Source organism: Marinomonas sp. UCMA 3892 (assembly GCF_012726345.1).
GTDB lineage: Bacteria > Pseudomonadota > Gammaproteobacteria > Pseudomonadales > Marinomonadaceae > Marinomonas.
The window spans coordinates 525,513-541,171 of the sequence record NZ_PTXN01000001.1; the positions used below are offsets into that span (position 1 = coordinate 525,513).

The window sequence follows — 15,659 nt, forward strand, 5'->3', positions numbered from 1 at the left end:
CTACCCCAATGTCTTCTTGAATCGTAACGAAGCAATGATTATACCGCCGATAGTAAAGAGTCCTAGCCATAATGCATCTTTTCCTAATAAAAGCAGACTGGCATCTCGCAAGGCGATAGCACGGATCATGCGCATGAAATGCGTTACTGGTAAGGCTTCGGCAATCCATTGAGCAGCGACCGGCATGGCATCGTAAGGAAACATAAATCCCGAGAGCAATATTGATGGCAAGAGAATAAATATGGTCATCTGCATCGATTGCAATTGCGTTTTGGCAATGGTGGAAAGTACTAATCCAAGGGTTAAGCTGGCAAAAATGAATAAAATGGAGCTGCCGAGTAGTGACAGAATGCTGCCTTTAATCGGCACAGAAAACATCCAATGACCCACGCATAAAATAATAGCGACTTGTAAGAGCCCGACTAAAACGTAAGGCGCTATTTTTCCTATCATGAGTTCGATAGAACGCACTGGTGTGGTGATGAGAAACTCCATATTGCCATGCTCGCTTTCTCTTACTATGGCCGATGACGTAAATAAAATCATTGTCATGGTTAGAATCACTGCCACTAAACCTGGCACGATATTCACCACGGTTCTTTGTTCTGGATTGAAGTATTGCACGACTTCGAAACTCGGCGCGGTGCGTGTCGCGGTATGGTTGGCCACTTCGTCTAAGGGCATATTGCGCAATGCTCTGATGGTAGATGCAATGACGGTATCCGAGCCGTCGACTATCCATTGCCCTATTGGCAGAGTGAGTGGTGAATCAGTCTGTTTATGATCGTAGAGCGGGTGATTGAATAGACGGCGAGTCATGTCTGCTGGCAAATACAGTACAGCTCTGATCTCGCCTTTGGTAATTGCGACTTCGGCCTCTTTTATGGAGCGATAACGAGCAATAAAGTCGACAGATTGAGTGGCTACCAGTGCTTGTTCAACTGCTCGGCTTTCCGATGTTTGACTGAGGTCGACAAGACCAACGTGAATGTGTCTAGCGTCGGTGTTAATCGCATAACCAAACAGCATAAGTTGTACCAGCGGTATCATGATAATCATGCCGAAGGTCATTCTGTCTCGGGAAAGCTGCTTTAATTCTTTGATGAAAATAGCATAGATTCTAATCCACATAGCGGTCTCCGGTGCAGGTAACAAACACGTCTTCAAGGCTAGGACGAGCCAATACAGTTTCTCTGCCATCACTGAGTGTTGAGATAAGGCTGAGAGGATCTTGTACTTTCTTTTTCACTAGCACTCTTAGATGCGCGCCAATTTGTGCTGCAGAGAGGATTTCTGGGTGCTGGGTTAGTGTCTGTTTTAATCGTCTTAATTTATTACCACTGACTTCCACGACGGTGGCAGGCATAGCATCCATCAAGGCCTGAGGAGAGCCATCGGCGCGTTTATTGCCTTCTTCCATAATCGCCAAGGCGTGACAGCGTTCGGCTTCATCCATGTAATGGGTGGACACTAAAATAGTGGTGCCAGCGGCGCAGAGGTCAAATAATCTTTCCCAAAACTCACGGCGATTTTCTGGGTCAACCGCAGAGGTCGGCTCATCGAGAAATAACAATTCGGGAGAATGTAGTGTGGCGCAGGCCAGAGCAAGACGCTGCTTTTGTCCGCCGCTCATGGAACCGGCAAACTGTTTTGCTTGTTTTTCTAAATCGTATAACGCGAGTAATTCTTCGAGGCGGGCTTTTTTGCGCTTTCCAGCAAAACCATAAATGGCACCGACAAAATTGAGATTCTCTTGAACGGTAAGGTCGTCGTATAAAGAGAACTTTTGCGTCATATAGCCGATGCGTTTTTTCAGCGCTTCTTCATGGCCTAATAGCGGTTTACCTAAAATGGTGACGTCACCTTCGCTAGCTTCTAATAACCCAGTGAGCAGACGAATGCTGGTGGATTTTCCGCAACCATTGGGGCCAAGAAAGCCATAAATGCTGCCTTTAGGGATTTTTAAATCCAGTTTATTTACCGCAATGTTGTTGCCAAAATGCTTGCTCAATCCCTTGGCTTCAATAGCGTATTCTACTTGTTCTGAAGCGTAGGAAGTCATGGCAAACGCACCTCAACAGCGAGTCCCGTGGGCAGCTGGTTAGCGTTGATGAGATCAATATCTGTCAGATACATCAGGCGTGCTCTGTCTCGCTCATTGAGTGCATAAAATGGCGTATAAGCAGGCTGCGAGCGGATATTTCGCACGCGACCTTGAATGGGCGATTCGATACCATCAGCAAACACTTCAATAGCGTCGCCAGTTTTTATCTTGGTTAACGCGCTGGCAGGTAAATACACTCTTGCATAAGGGTGGCCAGAAGATAGCAAGCTAATTAACTGAGTGCCTGCGGTAACACGATCTCCTTCGTGCCAAGGTAGCGTATCAATTGTGCCATCAATTGGCGCTTTGATGGTGAGGTCTTCACGAGCTTTGGTTTGCCATTCAAGGGCGGCCTGTGCGGCTTGCACCTTGGCATTGGATTGAGCAATGTCTTCTTCGCGCGCACCATTTTTTAATTCTAACCATTGATCATGAGCTTGCTGGGCTTTGGCTTTATTGCTGTCTCTAGATGCTTTCGCTGCATCGAAATCGGCTTTGCCAACGACTTTGCTTTTATACAGTTTGTCGTAACGTTGGAACTTTAGCTCCGCTTCTTTACTGGCGGCTTGAGTGGCTTCTAGTGCGGCTAATGATGCACTTAATTGTTCTGGGCGTGTGCCAGCAGTAAGCTCACTGAGGGCGGCATTGGCTTGAGCAAGCTCGGCTTCGCGCTGCGCTATAAGTGAGTCGGCACTGCGAGTGTCTAAGCGTAACAATGTGTCGCCTTGGGAGACTTGTTGTCCTTCGCTGACCTTTACTAAAACAATTTGTTCTGCCGCTGGGGCCGATAAGGTGATTCTATCGCGTTCAATATTGCCCATGGCGTAAGTTGACTCTTCTGACTGGCAAGCGGTAAGCAAAGTCAGCACAAGTACGGATAGTAGAATATGACGTGTTTTCATTTTTGCTCACCTTTGGTGTCGTTGGATGATGGCTGTTGTGATGGAAAGGTGAAAAGTCCTTGTTCTAGCAGTGTTTGGTTATGATCCGCTAGATTTAATAACCAGTCTTCTTTGAGTTCGACCCCAAGTTGCTGCTGAAGGTATTTTGGCGCCAACACAGGGAAAATCATCAAGCTAACAAAACTAAGACGAATCCATGCTGGATTAAGGTTTGGATTAATTTGCTTTTGCTTTTCAAACGCCTCGATCCATTTTTCTGATCGTTTCAAGATGTTGTCGATAATGCCCGTCAAAATACCAAACGCTTCGGGGTTATCTTGTTGGTTTATCACCTGCAAAATCAATTTTGGCAGCATGGGATTGTTGGCAATCATGCGATAGTAGGTTTGCATCAGTAACAATGGATTGGGTGGAGTGTTGGGGTCAATATCGGCTTGGAATTGTTCGATAACTGGAGCTAAGGTTTCTTGTATGGTTGCTTCGAATAAACCTGCTTTTGAACCGAAGTAGTAACGAATCATAGCCGCATCTACTCCCGCCGAGAGGGCGATTTTTCGAGTCGATACCTTGTCAAAACCCTGTTCAGAGAAACAACGCTTGGCGGCAGCAATTAAACTGCTGCGAGCGGAATCTTGATTCTTATCAGACTGTTTAGGGCGCCCCATTCGGGTGGTCATTGTTGGCTCCAATTATTAATTCATCTAGTGATGAATATAGGCCATATATCCACAATGAGTTACTAAGATAATTCCTCAAAATGTTATTTAGTGAGGGATTTAACGTTAAAAACCTCTTCATTTTTTATTGGATTACTGTGACTGTATTAGAGAAAAGATAGGTGAATATTTGAATTCACCTATCTTGGTAGCTAGCTAGGGATCGCTCAAGTAAACTGGAATTGTTTGATTTTTTTGCTAAGTTCATCGGTCATTTTGGCAATCATCGTGCTGCCTTCGGACACTTGTTGAGAATCCTCTAGTACCTTTTCAGATACTGCTCGAATACCCATTATGTTGTGGTTGATCTCTTCGGCCACTGTGCCTTGCTGTTCCGCAGCGGAGGCGATTTGATGGCTGCGAGCCGATACGTCGTCTACTTGTGTTAGCATGTTTTTCAAGTTTTCAGCGGCGACATGCATTCTGTCTGCACCGCGTTCAGCTTGTTGAGTGCTGGTAGCCATAGACGTGGAAGCTTCTTTTGATTGATGCTGAAGCTTTTCGATAATCGAGCGGATTTCGACAGTTGATCCTTGAGTGCGGCTTGCCAGTGAGCGAACTTCATCGGCCACGACGGCAAAGCCTCGACCTAGTTCACCAGCTCGTGCCGCTTCAATGGCTGCGTTCAAGGCAAGTAGGTTTGTTTGCTCTGAGATATCTCCAATTACGCCTAAAACAGAGTCGATATCGCCTGTTTGCTCAAGTAGTTTAATAATAACGTCGTTTGCACCTTCTATGTTCTTGGTTAAACTTTGGATGTCTTCGTTAGTGGCGTCTAGGTCTTGGCTACTTTGGCGCGTAATGGTTTGCACCATTTGAGTCGCATCAGCGGTATCTTTGGCATGTTGCGCTACGTCTCGAATGGAGTAAGACATTTCGTTCATGGCGGTAGCAAGCATTTCGACTTCTTGGAATTGGTGATCCATCCCTTGTTTAGTATGTAAGCTATTGCCTTGCATTTGTACGCAAACGGCTTGCAGTTCGGTGATGGCGTGGTCGACTTCTAGCAAGGTGTCGTTTAATGAAACGGATACGTGGTTTGCCGCATTGGCTAAAATACCGATTTCGTCTCCACGTTGCATATCTAATTGCTTAGTAAGATCGCCATCTGAGATATGTTGTAAATGTTCTGTCACTGTTTTAAGTGGTCTTGTGATGTTACGAACAATAGTGACACTTCCGATCAGAGCAATAAGCACTAGAATTAGTTCGATAAACGCAGATTTTTGCACTGCAGCCCAAAATATATCCGTAACACCGCTGTATAGTACGCCACTGCCAATGACCCATCCCCAAGGTTGATAACCTTTTACATAAGACACTTTATCTTCAGGCTGTGAAACTTGTGGGCCCTTGTAGGCATAGTGAACATAGCCTTCCTCTTGTTTTCTCACCACAGATACCATTTCTTGCCAGTGATGAAAGCCATTTATGTCGGTGACATTTGTCATGCTTTTCCCCTCATCTTGCGGCTTAAAGGGATGCATTAGCAGCTTGGCTTGCATGTCGTTCACCCAGAAGTAGCCATCGTCGCCAAAGCGTAGAGCAGATAGCGCAGCCAAAGCAGATTGCTTCGCTTGTTCTTCGCCAATGATAGGTGCTTGGTCGCCATAATATTTTACGAGAGAATAAGCGCTATCGACTTGTTCTTTAACTTGGAGTTGTCGTGCGTTGAGCAATTCGCTGTGCAGTTCGCTATAGGCCATAGCGCTAAAAACGATGAGTAATGTGACTAAGGTGCCAATAAGCCCCCATAGTTTGTAGCTTACCTTGATTGAGCTGAGCTTCATGCGATATCCCTATTAGTATTAATGTTTGTTTTATAAGCAGAGATTATGGGCTGGAGTGGCTGTTAATATTGTGATCAAAATCAAGAAAACAGCACTTAGCATCACTATTTGCTACGATCCAAAGCACGGTGATTTTTTCTTGTTTAGTTAATGCTCATCGAATTCTGTGGCATCATTATTGCTTTAATTTATTTCAGATAAATCAAATCAGCAGGACTCGTTCTTGCTAGGCAAAGGCGCCTGAACCCGCAGCAGTAAATTAGCAGCGGGGTTCAGGCGCCTTTTTTTGTACTGCATTGGAGATACAGGAACATGAAGTGGCTTACTTATCCGGCATTTTTGTTGTTGCACACACTGGGCATCATCGGCATGCTTCGTACTTTATTAGGTCTTTCCATAGTCGGTGGCATCCTCACTTTAGTAGCACCTTCGCGGCTAGCTGAGATGCTGTGGGCCGTATTGGCCTATCTAGCGATTGCCAGCCTGTGGCTTCTATTGCAGGAAATCGGTCAGTTGCAACGCTATTGTGAAGAAACTGTCCTGCAGAGTACCAATGAGCCTTTCAGCGCTATTCAGTGGTTGTTGTTGCAGCCTGTCAGCCGCGGGTTTCAGCAGTGGCTAAACCGCGAGCAACGTCAACAACAGCTGTTACAGCAGCGTCTGGATGAGATATCTCACTCGTCACATGAGCTTGAACAAAGCGCCGCCTTGGTAACTCGTAACGCCGAAGGGCAAAGTGATTCAGCTACCGTAGCGGCAGCAGCGGTAGAAGAGTTAAATGTGAGCATCATGCAGGTGGCTTCACTGGCTGCCGACTCTCGTCAAACCAGCGTTGTGGCCAGCGAACAGTTGGCTGATGGTATCGAGCAGCTCACCAATCTGGTGCGACAGGTGTCCGAGATGGCGCAGCAAGCTATTACTACCGACGAGTTGATCCGCCAATTGAGCAGCAATTCGCACATCATCAATGAAATGTCCGGTACCATCCGCAGTATCGCCGACCAGACTAACCTGCTCGCTCTTAATGCAGCTATCGAAGCTGCGCGTGCGGGCGAAAGTGGTCGCGGTTTTGCTGTGGTGGCTGATGAAGTACGTCGTCTGGCCATGCATAGTCAGGAGTCTGCTACAGAAATCAGTCGCAATATCGAATTGGTGCAACAGCATATCAAGGAGGCCGCTGTCCAGGTGTCTGATTTGACCGGGTTAGCGCACCGCAGTGCCGAAAATTCAGAAAGGGTGCGGACGTTACTCAATCAAGTTCAGCAGCATACCCAGCAACTAACGGGGCAAGTCGATCAAGTGGCGGTCAGTACCGAACAGCAGGGGCAGGCTGTGGCGGAAATTGCTGAATTGGCCGATCGTGTTCGTCGGGGTAATGCCGATAATTTGCAGGCTGCCGATCAGGCACGCACCATTGCCCACCATCTGGCTCACCTTACAGGATAATTAGTATGAATAATATCCACTATGTATTACCGCTATTGTTCACCATTCTGATGGTATTGGCCTTGTTGTTTTATGGTTTACACTGGCGCTTGCAACAAAAAAAGCGCTTACATATCCAATTGAACATTCGTCAATTGACTTTGCTGCGAGTGCTGATTGCTGAATTTCAGCGTCATCGCGGTCTTAGTAATGCTGTGCTTTGCGGCGACACCAGCATGAGTCAGGATCTTGCCACCACCCGACAGAGCTTGGATCAACATATTCGTGCCGCCCAGGAGTTTGATGGCACGCATCGAAACGCTTGGAACAGTCTGATCGATCACTGGTCGCGCATGCGTGAAGGGCGAAGTAGTGACCGAGCGAATAATCTCATCCAGCATCACCTAATTATCCGTAACAGCATTTTTCTGATGGAAGATGTGGCCAGCGAGATTGATTTGACTAAAGGCCTGCCTGAATTGGGCTACTTGCCCTGTATCTGGCGAGAAGTAATTCAGGCGGCAGAATGGGCGGGTCAGGCACGCGCTTTGGGTACTGGCATGGCCGCAGCCGGACAAAGTAGTGTCGAACAACGGGTAAGAATGCATTTCCTCTATCAGAAAATTGAATTACTGGCAGGCAAGGCTTTTGCTACCTTGCAACATCATGCTATTGAACATCCACAGATGAATGAGTTTCGTCTACAACATTGTGAACAGGTAGTAGCTGATTTTCTAAGTTGTATAAAACAGGAGTTGCTCGGATCGGAGCTCCCTGTGATTGCCGCTAAAACCTATTTCCAGCATGCCACTCAAGCAATAGATGAACTGCTGGCCTTAGTGGATACAGCATTGGGTCAGCTGCATCCGCGAGGCTAAGGAAGATGGAATGTGTCGCCAGTGGAGCCATGATCCATGCATTTTGCTACCATCCAAAGCTTGAAGACTTTTTCCATGAGGAAGCACTATGCAATATTCTATTCTTATCACAGGTTGTTCGACGGGAATTGGACTGGAAGCAGCCAGAATGCTCCAAGATCGTGATTTTCTAGTAGTGGCGAGTTGTCGCAAGCAAGAAGACGTAGCTGTGTTACAAGCCCAAGGCATTAAGCACGTCGTGCAGCTGGATTTAGCGGATTCGGCTTCGATAGAAAAAGGCTTGCAAGAAACATTAGCGATTACCAACGGCCAGCTTTTTGCTTTGTTTAATAATGGCGCCTATGGCCAGCCCGGTGCGGTAGAAGATTTGCCTGTTGATGCGTTAAGAGCTCAGTTTGAGTGTAATTTCTTTGGTACGCACGAGCTGACAACGAAAGTACTGAAAATAATGTTAGCTCAAGGTTACGGACGCATCATCAATAACAGCTCTGTGCTTGGCTTAGTTGCTGCTCCGTTCCGCGGTGCTTATAACGCCAGTAAATTTGCTTTGGAAGGCTTAACAGATACCCTGCGTTTGGAATTGTCGGACACGCCTATTAAGGTTTGCTTAATTGAACCTGGTCCGATTGAAAGTCGTTTTCGTGCGAATGCGTTGCTTGCTCTAAAAGACAATATCGACATAGAAAATAGCCGTCACCAAAAAGGCTATGCAGAAGCGATTGCTCGTTTGAGTAAAGAGGGCGTGACGTCATCGCAAACCTTGCCAGCCAGTGCAGTGGTGAAAAAACTGATTCATGCGTTGGAGTCAACTCATCCAAGAGCGCGTTACTATGTGACTATGCCAACGTACGCCGCTGTTGTAATGAAACGAGTATTACCTACTTGTTTATTGGATTGGATAATGCGACGCCAAGGCGCTTAGGTTTTAAGAGGCTAGTTCAGCGCTGCTAATCTAGCTTTTCTAGCCATTGAGTCATGGCTGATAAGTAGTTTGTTCGAGCGGATTGATGAGATAAATACAAGTCATGGAAACCTTGAGGAATACTCGCTTGCGTGAGGTTCGTGAAGGTTTTCTTGGCCGCTTGCTGCATGCTATTGACATCTAACACGCCATCGCCTTGTTGTATTTCTTTTACTGTACGCTTACCTATAGTACTGATTTCTGAATGGCAAATTAGCGTTGGGATAGCGAGACGTTGATTAGCAAGACGGCGCTGTGCAATGATGACTTCTCTTAGCCAATGAAAAGAAAGATCAAAGCCCCGTGGGGGTTTCCAATCTAATCGATAATCCCATTCTCCACCAAATACTGTGTGTAGTGATTTTGAGTAAATGTTGATTTTTTTAGCTCGTAAATACGAAAATGGTAGTAAAGACACTAATATTCGAACTGGCCAGCTGACGAAGTTTAATACGGCTGGCGGGAACGGCAGGGCGAGAAATGGACTGTTGAGCATCAGTCCAATCACTTCTGGAAAGGCTTTATTGTAATAGCTTTCGCGTTCGGGCAATGCGTAAGGCTGCGCCAAATAGGTCGATACGACTAAGCCGCCAGTAGAGTGCCCGAGTATGACTACTTGATTCACCCCATCTTCTTTTATGGTGGCCAAGGCAATGTCTAAATCTTGGCCATATTGTTCAATTGATTCGCACCAATTAGGCGGAGTCGAAGGGCGAATCGAGCGACCGTAGCCTTGTAAATCTAAGGCATAGAAACGATAACCTAAGTCGATAAAGTGTTCTGCTAAACCAGTCTGAAAAAAATAATCCGTGTAACCATGAACGTACAAAATGGCTTTTGTCGCGTCTGGGTTACCGATATGGTGAATGAGTGTGGTGTGGACTTTGGTTTTTGGGCCAGCAAAGGAAAAAGTGCGAGCAAGAAAGTCGACGCCCAATAGATCTTCACATTCGTTTACTTGTTGCCAGTGTTGTCCTATTGGTGCGCTCATTATGTTTTTTCCTTCGTATTAGCCGAAAATATTATCACCTAGCTGATCAATCGTAAGCTTGGCTTTGCGCAATGTTATTTCAATACATTCGTCGCGGTTTGGCATGAGGTCAGAACGAATAAATTTGTGTGTTTTTTGTTCTTCACCTTCGCCTTTGGTGATGGTTGCAGCAACGCGATATTGGCCACCATCTTTCATTGGTGCTGGTATAATTGAAAAACCTTTGTGTTCTACGACGTCTTCGGCTTTTTCTGGTGCGCTTTCGCCACCTGCAAATAGCCCTTTAAGGCTAGATAAGATACCCATGAAATTATTCTCCTATGTTTTGCGCTATTTTTCGGGGATTTGTTGTATTAGTCAAATGCCGTCGTATTATTTATTTTAATCGGTTACAGAATTACCACAGGATAATCGTCCTGTCGAAGTATAATAAATCTTTAGCGTTTTCTTTTCCTAGGGTATTAGCTTGAAAAAAACAATGAGCACAATTACTCAAGTTGCCACACTTGCAGGCGTTTCTAAAGCCACGGTTTCTCGAGTGTTGAGTGGCACCACGCCAGTCAAAGACGAGACAAAATCTCGGGTGTTGGATGCTATTAATACACTCTCTTATAGCCCTAATCAGGCGGCTCGTTCACTTGCTAGTAACAAAACCTATACCATTGGTTTGGTTGCATCTCGCATTGATACCGCTTATTACGGCCCTGCTGCGAGTGGGGTTGAAAAAGCCTTACGAGGTGGTGATCGTCATGTGATTATCGCCAGTGGTAACGGATCGTTAGAAGGCGAACGTGAAGCCGTTGATTTTTTGATTAAACGTCAAGTTGATGCCTTGGTTGTACTGACAAACTTTATGTCAGAAGAGGAAATTGCTGTTATTAATAAGCGTTGCCCTGTTTTTGTTTTAAACCAACATTTTCCTGGTGACGACGGTCATAGTATTTCTTTCGATAATTTTGCGGGTGGTGAAATGGCGACCCAATATCTTATTGATAAAGGCCATAAAAAAATTGCGACTGTCACTGGCCCATTATGGAAACATGATGCGTACCAGCGTTATTTAGGCTGCCAAAAAGCGCTACAAAAAGCAGATATTGCCCTGCATTTTCAACTTGAAGGTAACTTTAGTGCGAATTCTGGCATGACTCATATGCAATCTATTTTAGAGCGAGAAGATAAACCAACAGCGATCTTTTTTGCTAATGATATTATGGCGATGGGAGCACTGCATGTATGCGCCGAGCATGGTGTTAAGGTTCCCGAAGATATTGCCATAATAGGTTTTGATGACCTTGATATGTCTAAGTATTATTCCCCAAGTATTACCACCATAAAATTGCCTTTATATGATATGGCTGAAGCCACCGCATATCTGCTTTTAAACAGCGTTTACGGTGCTCATTTCCCTTTAAAAACGACTTTTTTCCCTGAGTTAATTGTTCGTCAATCTGCTTAGTTTGACTTAGTTGCCCTCAAAACAAATAAGTAAAAAGTATTGACGGGGATCTTTTATTGTCTAATATTTGTTCATGAAAGCGGTTTCATTTCAAGTTTTACCATTTTCAGCTCAAGCCTTTCGCGAGGAAGTATTGAGGACAAAAACCCAATAGAGGATAAAAATAATATGATGGGTAAAAAACTGTTCGCTGCCACAATAGGGGCAGGTTTTATGAGTGCATCGGTGCAAGCAGCTGATGTGGAAGTGATTCATTGGTGGACATCAGGTGGTGAGCAAAAAGCCGTTACTGTGTTAGCTGAAGAATATAACAAACTCGGTAACGATAAATGGGTCGATACGGCTGTTGCATTAGGCGAAAATGCACGATCACTTACTATGCAGCGTATTCTTGGTGGTGATGCACCTGGTGCCGCACAATTCAATACCTCTCGTCAGTTCGAAGAATTGATTGAAGAAGGTCTTCTCCTTGATCTCACTCCGGTTGCGGAAAAAGAAGGCTGGAAGAATTTTATTCGTCCTTCCAGTATTTTAAACCCCTGTATGAAAGACGGCGGCATTTATTGTGTGCCCGTCAATATTCACTCTAATCAATGGCTTTGGACGAATAAGAAAGTCTTTGCTGATGTGGGAGTGAAAGAGCCGCATACATGGGAAGAGTTTTTAACGGTTGCCCCTAAGATCCAAGCGGCAGGCTATATTCCTTTGGCATTTGGTGGACAAGGTTGGCAAGAGCGCCATGTTTTTGATGTGGTGATGATTGGTATGACAGACGAAAAATTCTGGAATAGTGTATGGAAAGATAAGGACCCCAAGGCTGCTAGCAGCGATAAAATGCGTAAAGTCTTCGAAACGTTTGGTGCGTTACGTCAGTTTACGGATGCAGGTGCACCTGGTCGAAACTGGAATGATGCCACTAACATGGTTATCACTGGCAAAGCCGCTGCACAAGTAATGGGTGACTGGGCTCGTGGTGAGTTTGCTGCGGCAGGAAAAGTCGCCGAAGTGGATTACGGTTGTATTCCGGGACCCGCAAAACGCCCTTCTCTTACTCTTGGGGGTGATGCATTTATCTTCCCTAAATCCTCTGATAAAAACCTTGAAGCGGCACAAATGAAGTTAGCTTCTATGATGTTGAGTCCAACTATTCAAGCAAAATTTAATAATACTAAAGGCTCCTTGCCTGTGCGCGCGGATGTCGATTTAGATGTAGCCGATGCATGTATGAAAAAAGGTCTCGCTTTGTTGGATGACCCCAAAGCTACTATCACACCTGCAAATAATTACATTACGGAAGATACGAATGGGCAGGTTCAAGATCTAGTTTCTACTTTCTGGAACGAACCAAGTATGTCTGTTGACACTGCGCTTAGCATTTTCAAAGGCATCATCGAAGACGCTGAGTAACCTTCGATAATCAGAATAACCACCAGTTTCTCTAGAGTTTCTAGTACTAAAGATGCAGTACTGGCGGTTAATTCTCGTATTTCAAAAGGAGTTCAAGATGGAAGAGACTATGGTTACTTCAGCAAAAGTGTCTAAACCCAGACGAACAAAACGTGTGCAAATTTCTTCGTTATTAGCCAGTGCTCCTATGGCGATCGTAGCAATTGGTGTGTTTGTTGTTTGTGTCGGTTATTCGGTGGTGCTTTCTTTCACGAAATCACGCTTGTTCCCTAATTTCAATTGGGTTGGATTGGATCAATATGAGCGACTATGGGGAACGTCTCGGTGGATAGTATCAGTCGAAAACTTATTTTTGTACGGTGTGTTATTTATCGCCTTGTGTTTAGTTTCCGGTTTTTTTATGGCGGTCTTTCTGGATCAGAAAGTACGTTTTGAAAGTGGTTTTCGAACCTTATTCCTTTATCCCTATGCTATGTCCCTAGTAGTAACTGGATTGGTTTGGCAATGGATGATGGAACCTTCTCTTGGTCTTCAAAATGTGGTTCAGCGCATGGGCTGGGAGTCTTTCGAATTTGCGCCTTTGGTCGATCCACAGTATGCCATTTATGGTGTACTGATCGCTGCCGTGTGGCAATCATCTGGGCTAGTGATGGCCTTGATGCTGGCTGGATTACGCGGTATCGATGGCGAAATTTGGAAAGCGGCTCGTGTGGACGGGATTCCCACTTGGAAAACTTACTTCTTTATTGTTCTTCCGATGATGCGACCTGTGATGATTACCTCTGTGGTGTTGCTTGCTGTGGGCGTGGTGCGGGTTTATGACCTTATTGTCGCGCAAACCGGTGGCGGCCCTGGCATGTCGACGGAGATGCCAGCTAAGTTTGTTATTGATCACATTACAGCCCGTGGCAATGTTGGCCTAGGAATGGCGGCGGCGACCATGATGTTGCTTCCAGTACTCTTGGTCATTGGTCCTTGGATTTATCGCGAATATGTTCGTCCAACGAAACATTAGGAGTCGATCATGGAACAGATTCAACTAACTGGTCCACATGGGCCAAAACCGAAAAAAACCACAGTATCACGGCTTGGCGTTTATGCATTTTTATTCAGTGCTGCCGTTTTCTTTTGTATCCCCTTGTATGTGATGTTGATTACATCGCTAAAAGGTATGCCTGAGATTCGCTTAGGGGAGCTTTTTTCGTTACCTGGCGACCCAAGTTTTGCCGCCTGGGTAAAAGCGTGGGGTGAGGCCTGCTCTGGGGTGGAGTGTAATGGCATACAAACGGGTTTCTGGAACTCGGTAAAGATTACGATTCCAAGTGTGGCGATATCTATCATCCTCGGTTCGATCAATGGTTATGCTTTGTCATTCTGGCGTTTTAAAGGCTCAAATTTATTGTTTGGTCTTTTACTGTTTGGCGCCTTTGTGCCTTTTCAAGTAGTGATCTTTCCGCTGATTATTTTCCTTCGCGAGGTTGGTCTTTATGGCTCTTTAACGGGGATTATTTTGATTCACACTATTTTTGGTATGCCCATTATGACTTTGTTATTCCGCAATTATTTTTCATCGTTACCCGATGAATTGTTTAAAGCAGCACGAGTGGATGGTGCGAATTTTTGGCAGATTTTTTTTCAAATCATGATGCCGCTATCTATTCCTGTAACGGTTGTCGCGGTGATTTTACAGACCACGGGAATTTGGAATGATTACTTATTGGGGCTGATTTTTGCCGGTCGAGAGAACCTGCCAATGACAGTGCAATTAAACAATATTGTGGCCACGACATTTGGCGTACGTGAATACAACGTGAATATGGCGGCGACGATTCTTACAGCGTTAGTACCGCTGGCTATTTATTTGTTGTCTGGCAAATATTTTGTGCGTGGCATAGCGGCTGGCGCGGTGAAGGGGTAAGGCGATGAACAGTATATCTATTAAAGAGTTGGATCTTAAGTATCAAGACGCGCATGTTTTGAAGCAGCTTAATCTTGATATTAAAAAGGGCGAGTTTTTGGTTCTGCTTGGGTCATCTGGCTGCGGTAAATCTACTTTGCTCAATTGTATTGCTGGCTTGTTGGATATTACGGCTGGGCAGATTTGGATTAACGAGCGCAATGTGACATGGGAAGAGCCCAAGGACCGTGGTATTGGCATGGTTTTTCAGTCTTATGCTTTGTACCCACAGATGACAGTGGAAAAGAATTTGTCTTTTGGCTTAAAGGTGAAAGGCATGGCAAAAGATGAGATTCGTGAACGAGTGGATCGTGCGGCGAAAATTCTGCAGATCGAGCCATTATTAGATCGTAAACCATCAGAACTGTCTGGTGGTCAGCGCCAACGGGTGGCGATAGGTCGAGCGTTAGTGCGAGATGTGGAGGTTTTCTTATTCGATGAGCCTTTGTCTAATTTGGATGCTAAGTTGCGAGCGGATTTGCGGGTAGAAATAAAACGCCTGCATCAAAAGCTTAAAAATACCATGGTGTATGTGACTCACGATCAGGTAGAAGCGCTTACTTTGGCAGATCGAATTGCCATCATGAAAGACGGCGAAATCCAGCAGCTTAGTTCTCCAGCGGATATTTACCATAAGCCGTGTAATCTTTTTGTCGCGCAATTTATTGGTTCGCCGAGTATGAACCTTTTAGAAGGCCGTATTGTTGGTGAAAACTTTGTTTATCATGATTATCGCGTCAATTTAATGGGCTACGAATTTATCAATCAAGGGGATCATGATACGTCTGCTTACTTAGGAATTCGGCCAGAACATTTGGCTCTTGAACCTCGTGATGGTTATGTGAAATTGGCATCAGTCAGTATCGATATTATTGAACCAATGGGCGATGAAACCATTGTTTGGTTTGATTTTATGGGCCGTAAATGGTCAGTAAAAGTTCATGGAGACCATCAGCTTAGATGGGATGAGGAAGTCGATATTTATCTTGATCCCAAAAAAGCTCATCTCTTTTCGAAGCAAAGCGAAGTGCGGCTTTAAGCCAACAGTCCTGGCAATAAAAATAAAAAGGAA

The 15,659-nt window shown here is 45.1% G+C and carries 15 protein-coding genes; 8 read left to right on the plus strand and 7 right to left on the minus strand.

Going from position 1 to position 15,659, the window contains the following annotated elements; all coding sequences use genetic code 11:
- From B6N13_RS02510 to B6N13_RS02530, 5 genes are all read right to left on the minus strand, one after another.
- Positions 1–1,131, minus strand: a complete 1,131-nt coding sequence (locus B6N13_RS02510; protein WP_100187946.1) for an ABC transporter permease — start codon at positions 1,129–1,131, stop codon at positions 1–3.
- Positions 1,121–2,062, minus strand: coding sequence for an ABC transporter ATP-binding protein (locus B6N13_RS02515; protein ID WP_169458371.1), 942 nt, complete (start codon positions 2,060–2,062; stop codon positions 1,121–1,123). Before B6N13_RS02515 ends, B6N13_RS02510 begins: the two co-directional genes overlap by 11 nt.
- Positions 2,059–3,006 (minus strand): HlyD family efflux transporter periplasmic adaptor subunit, encoded by a 948-nt coding sequence (locus B6N13_RS02520; protein ID WP_169458372.1) that lies wholly within the window; start codon positions 3,004–3,006, stop codon positions 2,059–2,061. Before B6N13_RS02520 ends, B6N13_RS02515 begins: the two co-directional genes overlap by 4 nt.
- Positions 3,003–3,683 carry a TetR/AcrR family transcriptional regulator gene (locus B6N13_RS02525; RefSeq protein ID WP_169458373.1) on the minus strand — a complete coding sequence of 227 codons (681 nt, stop codon included), beginning with the start codon at positions 3,681–3,683 and terminating at the stop codon, positions 3,003–3,005. Before B6N13_RS02525 ends, B6N13_RS02520 begins: the two co-directional genes overlap by 4 nt.
- A gap of 206 nt (positions 3,684–3,889) precedes the next feature.
- Positions 3,890–5,512 carry a methyl-accepting chemotaxis protein gene (locus B6N13_RS02530; protein WP_169458374.1) on the minus strand — a complete coding sequence of 541 codons (1,623 nt, stop codon included), beginning with the start codon at positions 5,510–5,512 and terminating at the stop codon, positions 3,890–3,892.
- Between the two features lie 312 nt (positions 5,513–5,824).
- On the opposite strand from B6N13_RS02530, the gene B6N13_RS02535 reads away from it, so the two are divergent.
- The 3 genes from B6N13_RS02535 to B6N13_RS02545 all read left to right on the plus strand — a co-directional run bounded on the left by B6N13_RS02535 (position 5,825) and on the right by B6N13_RS02545 (position 8,737).
- Positions 5,825–6,958, plus strand: a complete 1,134-nt coding sequence (locus B6N13_RS02535) for a methyl-accepting chemotaxis protein (RefSeq protein ID WP_100187943.1) — start codon at positions 5,825–5,827, stop codon at positions 6,956–6,958.
- Between the two features lie 5 nt (positions 6,959–6,963).
- On the plus strand, positions 6,964–7,815 hold the full coding sequence (locus B6N13_RS02540) for a nitrate- and nitrite sensing domain-containing protein (RefSeq protein ID WP_169458375.1): 852 nt from the start codon (positions 6,964–6,966) through the stop codon (positions 7,813–7,815).
- A gap of 88 nt (positions 7,816–7,903) precedes the next feature.
- Entirely contained in the window at positions 7,904–8,737 is an 834-nt protein-coding gene (locus tag B6N13_RS02545) for an SDR family NAD(P)-dependent oxidoreductase (protein ID WP_100637332.1), read from the plus strand.
- Positions 8,738–8,762: 25 nt separating this feature from the next.
- Here B6N13_RS02545 and B6N13_RS02550 read toward each other — a convergent pair whose 3' ends face one another.
- Positions 8,763–9,767 carry an alpha/beta hydrolase gene (locus B6N13_RS02550; protein ID WP_100637331.1) on the minus strand — a complete coding sequence of 335 codons (1,005 nt, stop codon included), beginning with the start codon at positions 9,765–9,767 and terminating at the stop codon, positions 8,763–8,765.
- Between the two features lie 18 nt (positions 9,768–9,785).
- A complete protein-coding gene (locus tag B6N13_RS02555; protein WP_012068599.1) occupies positions 9,786–10,073 on the minus strand; it encodes an HlyU family transcriptional regulator in 288 nt (95 codons plus the stop codon).
- A gap of 172 nt (positions 10,074–10,245) precedes the next feature.
- On the opposite strand from B6N13_RS02555, the gene B6N13_RS02560 reads away from it, so the two are divergent.
- From B6N13_RS02560 to B6N13_RS02580, 5 genes are all read left to right on the plus strand, one after another.
- Positions 10,246–11,223, plus strand: coding sequence for a LacI family DNA-binding transcriptional regulator (locus B6N13_RS02560; protein ID WP_072840464.1), 978 nt, complete (start codon positions 10,246–10,248; stop codon positions 11,221–11,223).
- A gap of 168 nt (positions 11,224–11,391) precedes the next feature.
- Entirely contained in the window at positions 11,392–12,630 is a 1,239-nt protein-coding gene (locus B6N13_RS02565) for an ABC transporter substrate-binding protein (protein WP_012068601.1), read from the plus strand.
- Between the two features lie 97 nt (positions 12,631–12,727).
- Complete coding sequence (locus B6N13_RS02570) at positions 12,728–13,645, plus strand: sugar ABC transporter permease (RefSeq protein WP_211172736.1); 918 nt, start codon at positions 12,728–12,730, stop codon at positions 13,643–13,645.
- Positions 13,646–13,654: 9 nt separating this feature from the next.
- Positions 13,655–14,548: a carbohydrate ABC transporter permease gene (locus B6N13_RS02575; RefSeq protein WP_072840400.1), complete on the plus strand. Its 894-nt coding sequence runs from the start codon at positions 13,655–13,657 to the stop codon at positions 14,546–14,548.
- Between the two features lie 4 nt (positions 14,549–14,552).
- Positions 14,553–15,626, plus strand: a complete 1,074-nt coding sequence (locus B6N13_RS02580) for an ABC transporter ATP-binding protein (protein ID WP_169458376.1) — start codon at positions 14,553–14,555, stop codon at positions 15,624–15,626.
- The last annotated feature ends 33 nt before the right edge of the window (positions 15,627–15,659 follow it).